The sequence below is a fragment of the Nocardia sp. NBC_00403 genome (genome assembly GCF_036046055.1).
Taxonomy (GTDB): domain Bacteria; phylum Actinomycetota; class Actinomycetes; order Mycobacteriales; family Mycobacteriaceae; genus Nocardia.
In genome coordinates this window covers 3,097,792-3,116,324 of record NZ_CP107939.1, presented here as the reverse complement: position 1 = coordinate 3,116,324, position 18,533 = coordinate 3,097,792, and the positions used below count along the sequence as shown (strand labels likewise).

14 protein-coding genes are annotated in these 18,533 nt (G+C 66.1%); 3 read left to right on the top strand and 11 right to left on the bottom strand.

Going from position 1 to position 18,533, the window contains the following annotated elements:
* Positions 1 to 488 precede the first annotated feature (488 nt).
* Positions 489 to 2,738, bottom strand: coding sequence for an Hsp70 family protein (locus OHQ90_RS13775; protein WP_328410619.1), 2,250 nt, complete (start codon positions 2,736 to 2,738; stop codon positions 489 to 491).
* Between the two features lie 577 nt (positions 2,739 to 3,315).
* On the opposite strand from OHQ90_RS13775, the gene OHQ90_RS13770 reads away from it, so the two are divergent.
* The gene (locus OHQ90_RS13770) at positions 3,316 to 4,077 is read left to right on the top strand and encodes an SDR family NAD(P)-dependent oxidoreductase (protein ID WP_328410617.1); all 762 of its coding nucleotides are present in this window, start codon (positions 3,316 to 3,318) and stop codon (positions 4,075 to 4,077) included.
* Between the two features lie 290 nt (positions 4,078 to 4,367).
* On the opposite strand, the gene OHQ90_RS13765 is transcribed toward OHQ90_RS13770, so the two are convergent.
* The 8 genes from OHQ90_RS13765 to OHQ90_RS13730 form a co-directional block, all read right to left on the bottom strand.
* Entirely contained in the window at positions 4,368 to 5,951 is a 1,584-nt protein-coding gene (locus OHQ90_RS13765; protein ID WP_328410615.1) for an FAD-dependent oxidoreductase, read from the bottom strand.
* Position 5,952: 1 nt separating this feature from the next.
* Entirely contained in the window at positions 5,953 to 6,957 is a 1,005-nt protein-coding gene (locus OHQ90_RS13760; RefSeq protein ID WP_328412825.1) for an AurF N-oxygenase family protein, read from the bottom strand.
* Positions 6,958 to 7,099: 142 nt separating this feature from the next.
* Positions 7,100 to 8,254 (bottom strand): Hsp70 family protein, encoded by a 1,155-nt coding sequence (locus OHQ90_RS13755; protein WP_328410613.1) that lies wholly within the window; start codon positions 8,252 to 8,254, stop codon positions 7,100 to 7,102.
* A gap of 531 nt (positions 8,255 to 8,785) precedes the next feature.
* Positions 8,786 to 9,781 carry a sulfate/molybdate ABC transporter ATP-binding protein gene (locus OHQ90_RS13750; protein WP_328410611.1) on the bottom strand — a complete coding sequence of 332 codons (996 nt, stop codon included), beginning with the start codon at positions 9,779 to 9,781 and terminating at the stop codon, positions 8,786 to 8,788.
* A 22-nt stretch (positions 9,782 to 9,803) separates the two neighbouring features.
* Positions 9,804 to 10,610 carry a sulfate ABC transporter permease subunit CysW gene (gene cysW, locus OHQ90_RS13745; protein ID WP_328410609.1) on the bottom strand — a complete coding sequence of 269 codons (807 nt, stop codon included), beginning with the start codon at positions 10,608 to 10,610 and terminating at the stop codon, positions 9,804 to 9,806.
* Positions 10,607 to 11,446: a sulfate ABC transporter permease subunit CysT gene (cysT, locus tag OHQ90_RS13740; protein ID WP_442941461.1), complete on the bottom strand. Its 840-nt coding sequence runs from the start codon at positions 11,444 to 11,446 to the stop codon at positions 10,607 to 10,609. Before cysT ends, cysW begins: the two co-directional genes overlap by 4 nt.
* A gap of 107 nt (positions 11,447 to 11,553) precedes the next feature.
* The gene (locus OHQ90_RS13735; protein WP_328410607.1) at positions 11,554 to 12,600 is read right to left on the bottom strand and encodes a sulfate ABC transporter substrate-binding protein; all 1,047 of its coding nucleotides are present in this window, start codon (positions 12,598 to 12,600) and stop codon (positions 11,554 to 11,556) included.
* A 198-nt stretch (positions 12,601 to 12,798) separates the two neighbouring features.
* Positions 12,799 to 12,888 (bottom strand): Ms4533A family Cys-rich leader peptide, encoded by a 90-nt coding sequence (locus tag OHQ90_RS13730; protein WP_328410605.1) that lies wholly within the window; start codon positions 12,886 to 12,888, stop codon positions 12,799 to 12,801.
* Between the two features lie 105 nt (positions 12,889 to 12,993).
* On the opposite strand from OHQ90_RS13730, the gene OHQ90_RS13725 reads away from it, so the two are divergent.
* Positions 12,994 to 14,070, top strand: coding sequence for a M48 family metallopeptidase (locus OHQ90_RS13725; protein ID WP_328410604.1), 1,077 nt, complete (start codon positions 12,994 to 12,996; stop codon positions 14,068 to 14,070).
* Positions 14,071 to 14,195: 125 nt separating this feature from the next.
* Here the strand turns inward: OHQ90_RS13725 and OHQ90_RS13720 are convergent, their stop codons facing one another.
* Positions 14,196 to 14,447 (bottom strand): hypothetical protein, encoded by a 252-nt coding sequence (locus tag OHQ90_RS13720; RefSeq protein ID WP_328410602.1) that lies wholly within the window; start codon positions 14,445 to 14,447, stop codon positions 14,196 to 14,198.
* A 153-nt stretch (positions 14,448 to 14,600) separates the two neighbouring features.
* On the opposite strand from OHQ90_RS13720, the gene OHQ90_RS13715 reads away from it, so the two are divergent.
* A complete protein-coding gene (locus tag OHQ90_RS13715; RefSeq protein ID WP_328412821.1) occupies positions 14,601 to 16,529 on the top strand; it encodes a glycoside hydrolase family 15 protein in 1,929 nt (642 codons plus the stop codon).
* Between the two features lie 144 nt (positions 16,530 to 16,673).
* On the opposite strand, the gene OHQ90_RS13710 is transcribed toward OHQ90_RS13715, so the two are convergent.
* The gene (locus OHQ90_RS13710) at positions 16,674 to 18,470 is read right to left on the bottom strand and encodes a dynamin family protein (RefSeq protein ID WP_328410600.1); all 1,797 of its coding nucleotides are present in this window, start codon (positions 18,468 to 18,470) and stop codon (positions 16,674 to 16,676) included.
* Between the last annotated feature and the right edge of the window lie 63 nt (positions 18,471 to 18,533).

Genomic DNA, 18,533 nt, shown 5'->3' with positions numbered 1-18,533 from the left:
CGCACTCGGTCATTCAGACCTACCGACCCGGCACGGTCGCGGTCATCCACTCGCTTGCGAGCGAATAGGCCACACGACTTGATTCGATGCGCCTGCCGATCGCACGAGAGGCCGTTTCCCGATGACGTCCCCGGGCCGACACCGTGAACACCGCGGGACCGACCAGCGCGAAGGCGGCGATGACGACCAACACTCGAGCGACTCCCCGCACCCGTCCGATGCACACCGACGAACAGCGCGTAAACGGCCGGATACACCTGGCAGAGTTCGGGTGGCGTGGGTCCGCCGCATCCTGGTCACGCTCGCCGCCGCCCTGGTCGTCGGCCGACATTCCTGGTTGCCGGCAGGACGATGGTCAGGTAGGAGCTGGACCGGCGGACGGCATGGCCGACAAGCGCAAGGCAATGGCGCGCGACCAGCTCGCGGACGGCCATTGGGCAGTCGCTCACGTACGCGCCGGTGCAGCTCTCGAAGTCCTCGACTCGACTTCAGCGGCCGCGCGCACCACCACCGAAACCACCTGCGCCACCGAAACCACCCGCACCACCCAAGCCACCCGCACCACCAGAGTGGCCCGCACCACCCAAGCCACCCGCACCACCCAAGCCACCCGCACCACCAGAGTGGCCCGAGAAACCACCGCCCGATGAAGCTCCACCTGAACTCGCGCCACCCGACGAAGCTCCACCAGAGAAAGTCCCACCCGAGGACGCACCACCCGAAGTGGCTCCGCCAGACGATGTTCCGCCAGTCGAGGCAGCACCGGGCGCAGCTCCCCCAGAGCTTGGACCACCCGAAGATGTCCCACCGGATGCACCCGACGACGAACCGTGCGCACCTCCGGAGGACGTGCTACCGGACGAAGCTCCTCTGGAGGAAGCACCGCCCGAGGTGTCGCCGCCGGACGATGCGCCACCCGAGGCCGGGTCGGAGGCCCCGCCGCCGGAAGTCGCACCACCTGGCGTTGTTCCTGACGTGGAACCGGAGGTGCCCCCGGAGGCTGGAGTGTCGGTCGCACCACCGGACGTGGGGCTACCAGTCGAACCACCGGACGTCGGACCACCAGTCCCACCGCCGGACGTCGGACCACCAGTCGAACCACCAGACGTCGGACCACCAGTCCCACCACCAGACGTCGGACCACCAGTCCCACCGCCGGACGTCGGACCACCAGTCGAACCACCAGACGTCGGACTACCAGTCCCACCACCGGGCGTCGGGTAACCAGCCCCACCACCAGACGACGGGTAACCAGCCCCACCACCAGACGACGGGTAACCAGCCCCACCACCAGACGACGGGAAACCAGCCCCACCACCAGAAGGAGTTCCCGTGCTGGGAGTCGTTGGGGTGGCGGGGGCCGGATTGGACGGGGCGGGAGCAGGAGTCGTGCCTGGGAAGCCGGGCGGGAAACTGATCCTGGGAATGACGGGGACACCCGGCGGCAGGTTGAGGTTGGGTGCGGGAATGAAAGGCAGCGGGTTGATGAATTGAGCTGGGTTGGCGTAGGTGCCGAGGCCGGATTGTGGTGTGTCGCAACAGGATCGTTGGTTCTCGTGGGGACGGGGGCCGGATTCGGCCAGCGTAGGGCCGAATCGGGTCGACCGGGCGACAGGTGCGATCGCCAGACCGGAGGGGATATAGGTGACCGGCCGCGATCCCACGCCCCCGGTTCGCCAGAGCTTGTCGAGCGATCCGTCGCCGCTGGGTTCGTACAGCAGCGCGTCCGCGGGAACGTCGATGCCCGGTAAGAGCTCGAGCGCCGGGGATAGGCCGGTGTCGACGGGTCCGCCGAACACGGTGACTGCCGAGACCGCGATCGCGGATGCGACTGCGGCGCTGGAGAACACCGTGGGGTGCGGCCCAAAATGGTTGCCGGTGACGGCGGGGACGAAGGTGCGCGCGGCGTAGTATGCGGCGCCGGCGGCGACGGTCTGACCAGGATCGGCCGACATCACCACGGGGCGACCGAGTTCGGCGAGCGTCCGCGCGACTTCTGCAGGCCGGCCCGCACCGCCGATGAGCAGGATGCGTCCGATATCGGAGAGGGTGAGGCCGGTCGACTGCACACACGCCCGCACCACATCGAAGGAATCGCGGATGTGCTCGGTGCGCAACCCGTCGACGTCGACGATCGACGTCATCGATAACGGCGCGGTGCGACCGGGCTGGGTGTATCGCGCGATCATCGACCCGAGCGGGCGGCCGCCGAAGTCATAGGAGCGCAGCGGCTTTCCCACCATCGGATGGTCTTCCCAGTCGGGCCCGACCCGGACGACGGTGACATCCAGACAGGTGCCACCGAGGTCGTACACCAGCATGAAGCCCGGTTCCAGCGGACCCTGCTCCTGCTCGAGCCACTCCGCTGCGGCCACCGGTTCGGGCACCAGCAGCACGTCTCGCGCTCCGGCGAGATCCATGGCCTGACGCAGCAGCGCGAACTGTTTGTCGGTATACGCTGCCGGATAGGTCGATACGGCGCCCGCGATCGGCTCGACCGCCTCGATCAGGCCGTTCACCACGGCGGCAACCAGATTGGCGGGGGACCAGATCCGCCCGCCGACGATCACCGGCTCCGGATCGCGCGCCAGATCAGCGAAATCACTGACCGCCATACTGAATTGGGGTATCCCCCCGATTCTGATGCCGCCCGCACTGTCGAACGTCACCGCCGAACGTCGAGTGCGCACCGATGGCCGGGAGCGTTCCTCGCTCACCGAAGCCGATACGGAGTTCACTGAACCGATGCTGAAGCCCACGCCAGTAGTCATTCGCTATCCCGTCAACGCACCGTGACCACGTCCATCACACAGGAGATCCATGTGGCCGCGGTCGTCTTCCAAACAGCCCCCACAGGTTAACTGCTTACCGGCCAGTATGGATGCTGAATTGATATGGAAAATTTTACTGCCGTTGACATTCCATCATTTGCCCAGGTAGGCGGATTGCGCAAGCACGATTCAGACCCCTCGACGACGGCGATTCGACTGCGGTAACGCGGATTCCGCTACCACACAGCGACCTGGATATCCATTTTGGATGCACCATTTTCGCCACTTGGCACCCTTCGACCAAACCCGGACAACGCACACCGACCGGTCGGTAACCAAAACGTTGCCAGTGTCATGAATTTCGTGGCACACGCGTCCCATTCGATGAATATGACATGTCAAATGCAACGGCTGTTTTCCGCCAGCACCGCACTACCGCTGCGGCTTGACTGAGTACAGCGATGCGGCGCACGACCGAGACAAGATCCAGGTCTGCAGCTACATCCGACATGAAAAGTCAAGGACGAGAAGGGAACTGAAGACGATGTCTACACGCTTCGCGGAGAAGGTCGTGCTGATCACCGGAGCGAGCTCGGGGGTCGGCAAGGCTGTGGCCCTGCGCGTCGCCGCCGAGGGCGCGGCAGTGGTACTCGGCGCTCGTGGCAAAGACGCAGGCGAGCAGATCGCCTCCGACATCCGCGCGGCGGGCGGCCGCGCGCTGTTCGTGCCGACCGATGTCACCGTCGAAGCCGACGTGGCCCGGCTGACACAGGCCGCGTTGACCGAATACGGCCGCCTGGACGGAGCCTTCAACAACGCGGGCGCGATCAACGCCTTCGGCCCGGTCTCCGATATCGAGGAGTCGGGCTGGCGCGCCGATATCGAGCTCAACCTGACCAGCGTGTTCTACGGTCTGCGCCACCAGGTTCCGGCATTGGTCGCCTCCGGCGGCGGCGCGATCCTGAACAACGCCTCGAACCTCGGCGTGGTGGGCATGGGCCAGGTCGCCCCCTATGTCGCGGCCAAGCACGGCGTGATCGGGCTGACCCGCGCGGTGGCGCTGGAAACGGCCGAACAGGGTGTGCGGGTGAACGCGATCACCTCCGGCGCGATCGACACGCCTGCCTTCCGCAACTCGATGGGCGCGACACCGGAGGGCGAAGCGGCCATTGCCGCACTGCATCCCCTCGGCCGAATCAGCAGGCCCGAGGAAATCGCCTCGTTCTGCGCGTACCTGCTCAGTGCTGAAGCAAGCTTCATCACCGGCGCGGCACTCGCGATCGACGGCGGGTTCACAGCTCGATAGGTATCGCGTCCTTGTGGACAGGCGCGGCACCTCGGCTCGAACACGCCCTCATCGCGTGGCCGCCGGCCGAGGTGCCGACAACCGCTCTGGCGACCCTACCGCGTGATCGCCGCCGCCGGACCGAGTCCGGACAACAGTCCCGCATTCGGCCCGAGAGCGCGCCGGCCGAGGGCAGAAAGCGATCCGGCAGTGCCATGACGGTCTGCGACTGTGCGTATCAGACCGCCCCCGCAGCCGTTGCCGCCCGTCCGCACCGATCTGCGGGTTGCGAGGGGCGGCTCGGCCTGCGATCAAGCGCGGGCGAGCAGTCGGCGGATCGGGCCGGGACGCTGCGCCGCCCCTGTCGCGTGGACCGCAGGCTGACGGTTGCGCACCAGGCGATCGAATTCTTTGGCACTGCTGCGGGGTTCGCTCAGCAGACCGGCGTTGAAATCGTCGGCCAACTGCCGCACCGTCTCCTGCGCACACGACTTGTTGGTGCCGATGAAGCCGGTAGGGCCGCGCTTGATCCAGCCGGTGACGTAGGCGCCAGGAAGCACCGATCCGCCCGCCTCCTGTAGGACACGTCCGTTCCGGTTCGGGATCACCGCGGCCCGGTCGTCGAATGGCAAGCCGGGCAACGCAACACCGCGATAGCCCACCGACGTGAGGACAAGTCCGGCGTCGATCCGCTCGGTCTCCCCCGTCGCGACGGCATGTACCCGGCCGTCCGGATCGGTGCGGAGTTCGTTGCGACCGACCTCGATACCGGAGACCTCATCGGTGCCGAGAATTTCGGTCGGCGCGGTCAGGTAGCGGAAGATGATCCGTTTGCGGGCACCGAACGGGCGGTCGGCCACGCTGCGCAGCAGTCGCAGCTTCTGCTCCACCTGGTAAGGCAGGCCCTCGACCGGTTCGGGCAACTCGCCCTCGATGGCGATGTCGACATCGGCCCCGAGCAGACCCACGAATTCCGGAACGGTGAAAGCAGATTCGGCAGGACCACGGCGGCCGAGGATGACGACCTCCTCGATCTTGCTGTGCCGCAACGCCCGCAACGCGTACGGCGCGATATCGGTGCCTGCCAACGACTCCGGATCGCCGGTGAGGATGCGCGCGACATCGAGCGCCACATTGCCGTTGCCGACGATGACGACCCGGCGTTGCGACACATCGAAGGTATCGCCCGCATGATCGGGATGCCCGTTGTACCAGGCGACGAAGTCGGTGGCGGAGATATTGCCCGTCAACCCCTCACCCGGGATACCGAGCTTGCGATCCGAGGACGCACCGACCGCGTAGATCACCGCATGGAAGTGCCCGAGCAGCTCCTCATGCGAAACATGCTTGCCCACTTCGACATTCAGATAAGACCTGAACCCGGGCTGCGCCGAGATGACGTCGAACAGCTCGCTGACCTGCCTGGTCTTGCCATGGTCCGGCGCGACGCCGTGGCGGGCGAGCCCATAGGGCACCGGCAGGCGATCGAAGACGGTCACCGACACCTCGGGCTGGGTCAGCAGCTCATCGGCCGCATACATCGCCGACGGCCCCGACCCGACGATCGCCACCCGCAGCGGCCGGCGTTCGGTATGGATCTCGGCCGCGGGCACCGGCCGCGCGAGCAGCGGACGCGGGAGCGCCTGTCGGTAGAAGTCGGCGTTGATCTCGATGAACGGCTTCTGCTCATCGGTCAGCTTCTTCGACGAGGTGATGGCATCGACAGGGCAAGCGCTGGCGCAAGCACCGCAGTCCACGCACGCCTGCGGGTCCACGTACAGCATCTCCGCCGTCAGGAAGTCCGGTTCGTCGGGCGTGGGATGGATGCAGTTGACCGGGCAGGCGTAGACGCAGGACGCGTCGCTGCAACAGGATTGCGTGACAACGTAGGGCACGTCAGGAAGCCTTGACCGCGCGCAACGGCTCCGAGCGGTAGCGGGTGGTGTGGCCGTCGATCCGGAGCAGCTTCCAGACCGCCTTGGAGATCGGGTTCATCAGGCCGATGTCGTTGGCCAGGGTGCGCACGTCGGCGAAGTAGTCGCGGAAGACCTGCTTGGCTTCCTTGGAGCCGTAGAACAGCTCCTTACGGACCGACTGCGGGATGTCGAACTTCTTGAAGAACGCCTTCGGCGGCGTCGCGATCGAGCGACCGAGGATCCACATGACGATCGGCATCGCAACCGACAGCACCAGCTTGCCGGCCGGGTTCGCCTCCGGCACATGCTTCTTCAGGAACTCGTGCGCGAAGGAGATATGGCGCGCTTCCTCGGCGACGTGAATGGCCATCACGCCGAGCATGATCGGATGGACCTCTTCGCCGGAGCGCAGGATGGCCTTCTGGATGTGGTCGATCGGCTCTTCGCCGGCCAGCACCGCCATGAAGAACAGATTCGGGAACAGCCCGGCCACCGGAGCGCCGAGGTACTTGAACTTGCTCACCAGCGGGCCCATACCGGGAACGTCGACGCCGATCCGGTTCACCATCTCCTGGAACATCAGGGTGTGGTTGTGCTCCTCGATCATTTCGTGGGAGCAGTAGCGGAATTCGGGCGAGCCGTTGGGCAGGCCGAAGTTGTGCGTCGCCATACCGCTGATGAGGATCGACTCGAACTGCAGACCGACCTTGGCCACGTTGGCCTGACGGTACTTGCCGATCTTGATCTTCTCCTCGTCGGAGAGTGCCAGGTACCAGGGATGGCGGCCGAGGGTGTCGCCGGACATCGGCAGGATCCACCGCTCTTCGCCGGCGTCGGCCGCGTAGTCGGGGTTGTCCCAGTCGATGTCCTCGAACGGGTCGAAGTGCTTGTTGACCGAACCCTCGGAGAGCAGCAGCAATTTCGCTGCGTACTCCTGCGCCTTCTCCAGATCGGGATCGATTGCGGGCGTCACGGCTGCAGACATCGTCGTCACTGCCTCTCCTCATGGGACCAGTTATCTGTTTCCCATGGTTACACCAACGACGGCGGCAGTCAACCCGGCACCCACTCGGCCTCCCCGGCGGCGAACCGGATACTCGCCACCGCAGCCGCTCTCCCCCGCGTTGTCACACCCCGAGCTGCGACAATCCCGCGACCACCGAATCTGCGGACAAGGCGAGGGCAAGCGCGACACCGCCCGCCGACATCCCCGCCGCAATGGCGACCTTCGTCAGCTTGCGCCGCGTCCGTCGCGACAACAACAAGGCCCTCGTCGTCGCCCTGCGGTGCGACCCGCGATGTTTGCGCCCGTGTGGAATGCCCGCTGCCTCCTCGGCAGCGGCCGCCGACCTGCGTGCCATGATCGCGGCACCGTCGGCGATCGTGCGCTCCGGATCCGGGGCCGTGATCACCGGGCGCGCCAACTCACCTGCCAGCACCTGAGAGACCTCGATCGGCCGAGCCGCGCCACCGACCACTAGTACGCAGTCCACATCGGCCATCGTCACGTCGGCCATGCCGAGGCAGCGATACACCAATTCCAAAGAGCGGCGCACATGCTCGGTACGCAACGCATCGGCGGTCGTGCCGGTGACCGCCCCCGACAGCGAGGCGGCGGCAACACCGGTCCCGACCCGCTCGGCAACCAGCGCACCGAAGGCGCGGCCGCCGAATTTCGGTGAGCGCAGTGGGACGCCGACGATCGGATTGTGTGGACAGCCCGCGCCGACTCGGACCAGGGTGACGTCGAGGGTGGACCCACCTAGGTCGTAGACCAGCGCCAGCCCCGGCATGAGCGGGCCGCGCGTGGCTTCCAGCCAGGTCGCGGCGGCGACCGGCTCGGCGATCAGCGCCACATGCCCGAGAGCGACGGCATCCAGTGCCGCGCGCAACTCGGCCAGGTGATCGTCGGTGTAGCCCGCCGGATGGGTCAGCGCGATCCCGGCCTCGACCGCCCGGCGATCGCGCCGCGCCTCGGTGATCAGACATTCGGCGACCACTGCGACCAGGTCGGCGGACGACAGGGCGCGGTGCCCGACTCGGGCCCGCAAGGTGGTGCGCTGGGTGAGGTCGGCGAATTCGGTGATGGCGCGACCGTGCCGCGGAATCATGCCGACCCGCGCCATTCCGGTGCTGTCGAAGGTGAGTGTGGTGCGGCGAGTGATGGCGGGCGAACGCTCGGCGGCGGAGCGTCGCCCCGGCGGAGCCTTGGCCGAACCCTCCTGCGCCAGAGCGGAAACCGTGTTCACTGTGCCGATGCTCAAACCGAGACCAACCGCCATCGCAATCCACCTGATCGCCGAGCCGATTTGCTTCGAACCCTACTAACGCAACCACTTGGCGACCCGCCTGCCAACCACCGGACACACGATTGTCCGCATCCGCCCGCACCGACACACGTCGTATAGCGAAGGCACCGAGCGCCGCTCACCTGCCGCGCTGCGCCCAACTTTGCGCAGGCAGTCGGATTTCCTTACGGCGCGGCGAAATTCGAGGATGCCCTGTCCGAGTTAGCCAGCCGCGGAGCAGACCGTCCAGTTGCCAACAAATACACCTTCTGCCCTGCGATACAGGCACAGCGCTATCCCGTCCGGCAATAAGACAGCACCGCCCCAGTTACCGTCTGGCTGAATCCCTCCACTGCACAGGCACTTCCGGATCTCCACCGGGTGCACATTCGCCTGGTGCGTGACGATTTCCGTGACCATGTCCGCCGCCTGCTCCTGCCACCTGAGCAAAGAGCGCGCAACGCTGGGTGGCGGCATGCCAGAAGGGCCGGGTGCGTGAAGTCCGGCACGTGCACCTGAAGTGCCTTATCCGGCGGGCAACTCCGGAATACGGGTGGCACGGGCGAAGACCGTCTCCCCCTCGTTCAGGTGCAACGCCTCGGCATCACCGCGGGTCACCTGAGCCGCGAACAGATCGCCGGTGGCGGCGTTGCGCAGCTCGACACGCACTTCGAAGCCCAGATGCACGATGCGTTCCACGGTCGCCCGGGTGACACCCGCCGATTCCGCGGTGCCCTCGTGCGCGGCCAGCGCCATGCTCGCGTCGCGGCCGACCCGAATGTCGTGCGGACGCACCAGGTGTCCGTTGAGCCGAGCCACCGCACCGAGGAACGACATCACGAACTCGTTGGCGGGACGGTCGTACACGTCCTCCGGAGTACCGACCTGCTCGATGCGGCCCTTGTTCATCACCGCGATCCGGTCGGCGACGTCGAGCGCCTCCTCCTGATCGTGGGTGACGAGCACGGTGGTCACGTGGACCTCTTCGTGCAGCCGGCGCAACCAGGTGCGCAGGTCCGCGCGAACCTTGGCGTCCAATGCGCCGAACGGCTCGTCGAGCAGCAGCACCTGCGGGTCGACGGCCAGCGCGCGCGCCAGCGCCATGCGCTGACGCTGACCGCCCGACAGCTGTGCAGGGTAGCGATGCTGGAAGCCGTCGAGGCCGACGATGCCGAGCAGTTCGTCGACCCGCTTGGCGATTTCGCCCTTCGGGCGCTTGCGGATCTTCAGCCCGAACGCCACGTTGTCGCGCACCGTCATATGTTTGAACGCGGCGTAATGCTGAAACACGAAACCGATGTCACGCTTCTGCGGCGCCACCCTCGTGACATCGCGCCCCGCGATCACGACGACGCCGGAGTCGAGCGACTCCAGCCCGGCGATCGATCGGAGCAGCGTCGACTTGCCCGAACCCGACGGTCCGAGCAGCGCGGTCAGCTCTCCGGAGGGGATGTCGATGGAGACATCGTCGAGAGCGGCGAACGAACCGTAGTTCTTCTTCGCGTTGTTCACGGTAATCATGGGTGGCCTCCGGCAAGGGTGATCACTTGGTGCCCCGCTTACGTTCGAGGAGGGTCATCAGCAGCAGTACGACGAGCGCGATGCCCATCAGCAGGGTGGCGGCGGCATATGCGCCGAAGGTGTTGTGGTCGTTGATGTATCGGCCGTGCACGAGCAGGGTCAGCGTCTGCGACTTGCCGGGCAGCGCGGAGGACACCATGATCACCGCACCGAATTCGCCGAGCGCGCGAGCGACGGTGAGTACAACGCCGTAGGTCAGGCCCCAGCGGATCGCGGGCAGCGTGATGCGCCAGAAGGTCTGCCACCGGGATGCGCCGAGCGTAGCCGCGGCTTGCTCTTGATCGTCGCCGATCTCGTGCAGTACCGGCTCCACCTCACGCACCACGAACGGCAGTGTGACGAAGATGGTGGCGATCACCATGCCCGGCAGATTGAAGATCACCTTGAAGCCGAGGTCCTCCAGACCGCCGAACCAGCCGTTGGCGCCCCACAGCAGGATCAGCGCGACGCCGACCACGACCGGTGAGACGGCGAACGGCAGGTCGACGATGCCCTGAACCAGCGTGCGGCCGGGGAACTTACCGCGCACCAGCGCGAGCGCGGTGACGATGCCGAAGATGACATTCACCGGCACCACGATCGCCACGATGATGATCGAGAGCTGGAAAGCGGAGATCGCCGCGGGCGTGGTGATCGAGTCGATGAACGCGCCGACGCCCTTCTCGAAGGTGCGCCACAGGATGATGATCAGCGGCAACACCAGCAGGATGAACAGATAGCCCAGTGCGATGATCCGCAACGAAATGCGGGTCAGTGGAGAAAGTTTCATCGAGCGGCCTGTTCTTTACGCGCACTGCGCTCGGCAAGCAGCCGCAGCACGAACAGCGCCACGAACGAGATGGCGAGCAGCGTGACCGACACCGCCGCCGCGTTCACCGGCCGGTCGATCTCGATCTGCTTCTGGATGTACTGCGAGGCCATCTCCGTCTTGCGTGGAATGGCTCCACCGATCAGCACCACCGAGCCGTATTCGCCGATGGCACGGGCGAAGGCGAGGCCGCCGCCGCTGATGACGGCGGGTGCCAGGGTCGGCAGCACAATCCGTCGGAAAGTGGTCCAGTTGTCCGCGCCGAGTGACAGTGCGGCCTGCTCCACCTCGCGGTCGGCCTCGATGAGCACCGGCTGCACCGAGCGCACTACGAACGGCAGCGTGACGAACGCCAATGCCACGATCAGGCCGGGCTGGGTGGCGTTGAGGTGGATGTCGATCGGGCTCTGCGGCCCGTACAGCGACAACAACACGATGCTGGCCACGATGGTCGGCAATGCGAAAGGCAGGTCGATGAGTGCGTTGACGACGCCTTTGCCGGGAAATTCGTCGCGGACGAGCACCCACGCGACCAGCGTGCCCATCACGACGTTGATCACCGCGACCACCACCGACACCAGGATGGTGATCCGTAGCGAGTCGAGCGCGGCGGGTGCGGTGACGGCGTCCCAGAACCCGGACCAGCCGTTGTCGAAGGACGTGACGGTAAGGGCGGCCAGCGGCAACAGCACGATGATGCTGAGCCACAGCACGGCGGTGGCGATGCCGAGCGGACCGACCGAGCCGGTGACCCGCAGCCACGACCAGTTGAAGCGCCCGGGCGCTGCGGCGGTCACTTTCGCGCCCGCCTCTACGGAAACGCCGGAACCGGGCGCGGGCCCGGTTCCGGTGTTGCTGCTGTCTGTCACAGTCTCGAGTATCCCGTGTGGCTCAGGTCACCGAACTACTTGGTGGCCTTGTCGTAGATGACCGCGACGGAGCCGGTGTTCGCGGTGAACAGCTCCTTGTCCACGGTCTTCCAGCCACCGAGGTCGGCGATGGTCCACAGCTTCTGCGGGGTCGGGAAGTCCTTGGCGTACTCGGCGGCTACCTTCGGGTCGACCGGGCGGAAACCGGCCGAGGCCCACGCCTTCTGGCCCTCGGGGGTGAACAGGAAGTCGCGGAAGGCGGTGGCCTTCTCCAGGTTCTTGCTGTTCTTCAGTACGGCGACCGGGTTCTCGATCTTGAACGTGGTCGCTGGGACGACGTGCTCGATCGGGTCGCCGTTGCGCTCGGAGAAGAGCGCCTCGTTCTCGTAGCTGAGCAGCACATCACCGGTGCCTTGCAGGAAGGTCTCGGTGGCCTCGCGACCGGACTTCGGCTGGACCTTCACATGCTCCTTGGAGATGAGCTGGCTCAGGTAATCGAGGCCGGCCTGCGGGTTCTTGCCGCCATCGCTCTTGGCGGCGTACGGGGCGAGCAGGTTCCACTTGGCCGAGCCGGAGCTGAACGGGTTCGGGGTGACCACCTCGACGCCCGGCTTCAGCAGGTCATCCCAGTCCTTGATGCCCTTCGGGTTGCCCTTGCGGACCACGATCGCGACGACCGAACCGAACGGAATTCCCTTGGTGGCGTCGGCATTCCAGCTCGCGTCGACCAGACCCGCGTCGACCAGTCGGGTGATGTCGGGCTCCACCGAGAAGTTCACGACGTCGGCCTCGGCGCCGTCCTTGACCTTGCGGGACTGGTCGCCCGAGGCACCATAGGACCCGTTGACCTGAACGTTCTTGCCCTTTTCGGTCTTGTTGAACTCGGGGACCACCTTGTCGAAGCCCGGCTTCGGCACGGCGTAGGCGAAGAGGTTCAGGGTGCCGCCGCTACCGTCGGAACCACTACCTCCGACGGTGTCACTGGCTCCACCGCCGCACGCGGTGAGTGCAACCGCCGCGATCGCTGTGAGAGCGGCGGCGGCATAGCGTCGACGCGGCGAGAGCCAAGATTTGCGAGACATCTGGGGTGGACCTTTCCAACGGAACCGTCACTGCCGGCACGGCGATCGATGACGGAGGAGCTGATGCTGATCGGTAGACCTGCCGCTGCGGCAGTGGCGCGACTCTCGGCCGGACGGCCGTCGGGGTTCGGACACATCTGCGAAAAAGGTGCGTGCCAGTCTACGAGGAAACGACGCGCAGAAGTGCCGGGTTACCGATCAACGACAGTGAATATCGGCGACATCGAGGTTGCCGACAGCGATCAACGCCAATTCATGGCGGACCAGCGGGACGGCACTCGAAGACACGGGCAGACTGTAGCAGAGCGGACGCCACTGTCTCGAATTGTGACGGCGACTGCTTGCAGGTTGCTGACAACAGGCAGAGTTCCAGGAAGAGGGGGTTTTCATCCCATGACTACCAGCCCGGATCGTGTCCACACCCGGTTGCCGGGCATCAGCACGCGCGCCTGGGAACATCCGGCCGACCGCACCGCCCTGGTGACACTGCGCTCGCTGTCCGGATTCGACGTGGTGCTGCGCGCGCTGTCGGGGTTGTTGCAGGAACGCCAGCACCGGCTGCTGTATCTGGCGACCGCCGTCCGGGTCGACGAGCGCCAGTTCCGTTCACTGCACCAGTTGCGCGAGGACTGCGTCGAGATCCTCGACGCGCGCACGACGCCCGAGATGTTCGTCTTGCAGAGCCCGGAGGTCAACGCCTTCACCATCGGCATGGACACCCCGTTCATCGTGCTGACCACCGGACTCATCGACCTGATGGACACCGAAGAGTTGCGTTTCATCGTCGGCCACGAACTCGGCCACGCCCTGTCCGGCCACGCCGTCTACCGCACCATGCTCATGCACCTGTTGCGGCTGTCGGCCAGCATCGGCTGGATGCCGGTGGGCGGCTGGGCATTACGCGCCATCGTGGCCGCGCTGATGGAGTGGAGTCGCAAATCCGAGCTGTCCGGCGACCGGGCCGGACTCCTGTGCGGTCAGGACGTCGAAGCCTCGGTACGAGTGCACATGAAGACCGCGGGCGGCACCTGGATCAAGGAAATGAACCACGGCGCATTCCTGGCTCAAGCCGACGACTACGAACGCTCCGGCGACCTGCGCGACGGCGTCCTGAAACTGCTCAACCTGGAGCTGCAAAGCCACCCGTTCTCGGTGCTCCGCGCCGCCGAACTGCGCCGCTGGATCCAATCCGGCGAATACAACCGCATCCTGGCAGGCGAATACCCACGCCGCGAGCACGACAAGAACACCAGAATCAGTGACGAAATGAAAGAAGCCGCCCGCACCTACCGACAGAACTTCGACCAGTCCGAGGACCCACTGATCCGCACCGTCCGCAACCTCGGCAAGGACGTAGGTTCCGCCGTGAGCACAGTAGGCCACGAGGTCGGCGAAACGGTGTCCAAGATCGGCAGACGATTCAACGATTGGCGCACCGGCGAACGCGACAACCAACCACCGACAGACTAAGCCGATAGCGCTCGAGTCGACGTGACACCAACCGTCCCGAGAGAGGGGTCAGCGGGTGAAGAGCCAGGCGACGAGCACGAGAACGAGCAGGGCGACGAGGGCTAGCTGAACGCGTGAGCGGGGCATCAACGGGCTCCGCTCTGGGCCGGCTCGCGCACTTCGGTGACAGGGAAGGCCGGCTCTTCGAGCGCGGCGGCGGCTACCACACGGTCGCGGCCGAGGGCGTGCATGGCGGCGCGCAGGACGCGATCGAGGCCGTAGGCGATGGCGAAGCTGGTCGGAACCATGCCGACCAGGACAACGAGGAACTGCGGGATGAACGGCAACCCGGCCACCCAGAGCTCGAACCCGTCCCACCAACCAGCAATCGCATGCACAGCGACAGCCTACTCACGCCGGATAAACGAGCCATAAACGAGCGCGGCTGGGCGGCCGGTGGACGTGTGGGCGAGCTGGAACGAAGATGAGGTATGGCGTCTTACGATGATCTGACCGTCCAGGAACCCGATGGCTTGCCGTCGTTGAGTCCGATGACGGTGTCAACGCACCACGCCACCTATCCGCCGATCGACGACTATGCGTTCCTGTCGGACTGCGAGACCACCTGCTTGATCGCGAGCAATGGCGCAGTCGAGTGGATGTGTGTGCCGCGCCCGGATTCACCGAGCATTTTCGGCTCCATGCTCGATCGCAGTGCCGGGCATTTCCGGATCGGTCCGTACGGCGTCAATGTGCCTGCCGCGCGCAGGTATCTGCCCGGCGGGATGATCCTGGAAACCACCTGGCAGACCGAGACCGGCTGGATCATCGTGCGCGACGCCCTGGTACTCGGGCCGTGGCACAACAACGATCAGCGCAGCAAGACCCATCGCCGTACCCCGATGGACTGGGATGCCGAGCACATCCTGCTGCGCACAGTGAAGTGTGTGAACGGCACGGTGGAGCTCGAGATGAGCTGCGAACCGGCCTTCGACTACCACCGTTCGACGGTGAACTGGCAGTACACAGGCAAGGTCTACGAGGAAGCCACCGCGGTGCGCACCGTCGACCCGGGCGCGGGTCCGACGCTGGTGCTGACCACCGATCTACGGCTGGGGCTGGAAGGCCGTGAGGCGCGCGCCAGGACCAGGATGAAGGAGGGCGACGAGATATTCGTCGCACTGACCTGGTCGGAGTTGCCTGCGCCACGCACCTTCGAGGACGCGGCCCAGAAGATGTGGGCGACGACCGAATGCTGGCGGCAGTGGATCACCCTCGGCAAGTTCCCGGACCATCCGTGGCGCAACTACCTGCAGCGCAGCGCGCTGACCTTGAAGGGCCTCACCTACGCACCGACCGGCGCGCTGATGGCCGCCGCCACCACCTCGCTGCCCGAAACGCCTGGCGGCCAACGCAACTGGGACTACCGCTACAGCTGGGTGCGCGACTCCAGCTTCGCGCTGTGGGGCCTCTACACCCTCGGCCTCGACCGCGAGGCCGACGACTTCTTCGCCTTCCTCAACGACGCCACCACCGGCGAAAACGGCGAACCCGTTCCACTGCAGGTGCTTTACGGCATCGGAGGCGAACGGGAGATCACCGAATCCACCCTCGACCATCTGTCCGGCTACGACGGGGCCCGACCGGTTCGCATCGGCAACGGTGCGTACAACCAAGACCAGCACGACATCTGGGGCACCATGCTCGACGCCGTGTACTTGCATGTGAAGTCGCGCCAGCAGGTACCGGAGACGCTGTGGCCGCTGCTGGAACGCCAGGTGCACGCGGCCATCATGCACTGGCAGGAGCCCGACCGGGGTATCTGGGAAGTACGTGGCGAGCCACAGCATTTCACCTCGTCGAAGGTGATGTGCTGGGTGGCGCTGGATCGCGGCGCGAAACTGGCCGAACTGCACGGCCAGTTCGAGCACGCCACCGAGTGGTACACCATCGCCGAGCAGATCAAGGCCGACGTGCTGGCCAACGGCGTGACCGCCAACGGAGTGTTCACCCAGACCTACGGCGGCGACACCTTGGACGCTTCACTGCTGCTGGTGGTGCTGACGCGGTTCCTGCCGCCCACCGACCATCGGGTGCGCGCCACCGTGCTCTCGATCGCCGACCGGCTCACCGAGAACGGCCTGGTGCTGCGCTACCGGACCGAAACCACCGACGACGGGCTCAGCGGCGAGGAGGGCACCTTCACCATCTGCTCGTTCTGGCTGGTGTCGGCGCTGGTGGAGATCGGTGAGTTACAGCGAGCCAGGCACCTGTGCGAGCGACTGCTCGGCTACGCGAGCCCGCTACGGCTCTACGCGGAGGAGATCGATTCGCGCAGCGGCCGCCACCTGGGCAACTACCCGCAGGCATTCACCCATCTGGCGCTGATCAACGCGGTCATGCATGTGATCCGCGCCGAAGAATCACGCCACACCGGCGGCTTCCAACCCGCCCACACCCCCGCCAGCCACCCCGGCTGAGCGGAAAACTCACCGCGGTGACACACATCAACCACGCCGAAAAATCACGCCACACCGGCGCATTCCAACCCCGCCTCCCCGGCTGAGCGGGGTTCGAAGTCCCGGCCGAAGCCGACCTTCGCAACCCCGGAAGCGGGACTTTCGCTAGGCCGGGGCGAGATCGTCTGCGATCGAGCGCAGTCCGCGCAGCTTGCCCAGTTGGAGGTCGAGGTCGGCGATCCGCTGTTCTCTGCGGTCGCCGTACTTTCCCGATGCTTCCTCGGCGGTGCGCAACGCCTCATCGGCCGCGCGCAGCACGTCGGTGGCGATATCGGTGAAGTGGTCACGCAGGGTGCGCTGCATGGCGCGCAAGCGGTTTCGCGATTCCTTGCCGACCTGGAAGACCACATCGTCCATCAGTCTGGCGACCGCGACCTTGGCCTCGGCTTGGCGGCGCTGCTTGCGGGCCTTGCGGTCGTCCCACAGCGCGTTGACGCCGAGCAGTACGGCGGCCGCGGCCGAATACCAGTTCACCAGTGGCATTTTCAGCAGGCTGGTGAGCAGGCCGACCATGAGCAGACCACCGTAGGAGCCGCGCATGGCGGTCAGCAGTTGGGTGAACACGCCGGCTTTCGCGCTCACCAGCGATTCCAGCGGTGCGACCGGCCCGAGTACTTCCCCGGGGTTGGTCAGCCGTAGATCCGGCAGCGATGGGGCGCGATTGTCGGCGGGGAACCGCGCGGCGACCTGCTCGCACAGCTCGACTGCCCGGTAGTGCGCCATCACAAAATTCTCTTCGACGGCCTCGCAGATGCGTGCGTCGAGATCGGTGCCGAACTCTTTCCACCGGCGGGCCGGATCGGTCTCGGCGATCTCGGCCTCGGCGTCCCGGACCAGGCTGCGCAGGCGATGCCGCAGGTCGTGCTCGATGTCGGCCATCAGTTCGGTGCTGCCGTCGACCAGGGTGACCTGCCAGTTCGCCGAGCGCTGCCGCAGCTGGTCGGCCTGGTCGCGGGCGATGACCAGCCGTTCGGTGATCTCGGCACGCTTGCGCGGATCACGCAGTGTTTCCGCCTCGGTCCGCAGCGTCATGGCCAGGTGATCGGTGACCAGGCGGATGTCCTGCACCGCAGCGTCGATCGCGACGGTGTCGGCCCGCGCCACGACGTAGTCGCGCAGGTGATCGATGAGCTGCGGGACGCCGGACTCGATGTCGCGCTGATAATTACCCGCCTCGCGATGCAGCTGCGCGGACACCGGCGCGACCGCGAAGCCGAGCCCCGCCGCGTCGAGCAGCTCCCGGTTGCGCTGCTGAACGTGCGCCCACTGCGGGTACAGGTCGATCTTGTTGAGCACGCAGATCACCGTCGGGCACACCTGCTGGATGCGCTGCAAATGGGCGATCTGATGCGCAGTGAGTTCGGCGTTCGCCGCGCCGACGTAGAGCACGGCGTCGGCGGCGGCGATCATCGACCAGGTGGTGTGGTCCTCACCATTGGTGCCGGGGGCATCCATCACCACCACACCGTCGGCGAGCAACGGGCTCGGCTCGGTGAATTCGGCGCGGATCACGCCCTCGGCGTTGAGCGCGGGGACCGGGTCGAGCGGATCGACCGCCTGGCGTTCGATGCGACCATTGCCGACCGACTTCACCAGGGTCGCAGAGGCTTCCGGCGCGTACTCCGCGATCACCGGAACGCTCAGCGCACTGTCGGTTGCGCTGACCTGCGCCCCGACCAGGCTGTTGACCAGGGTGCTCATGCCGTTCTTGGAATCACCGACCACCACGAGCCGAACCCGGGGATCGCTGACCCTGGCCCGCACCATATTGAGGCGCCCACCGAGATCTTCGCGACCGGCGGATCTGGTCATCTCCCGCAGTTCGTCGAGAATCCGGATGAGTGGCGCCATCGCGTCCGGGTGTTTCACCGTCACGGCCTCCAGCCCGGCTGCGGCAGACAACACTCCTCCTGACTGTGGTTCGCTTCGCTCAACGATGACATGACGGTGCGCGGGCTCGTGCAC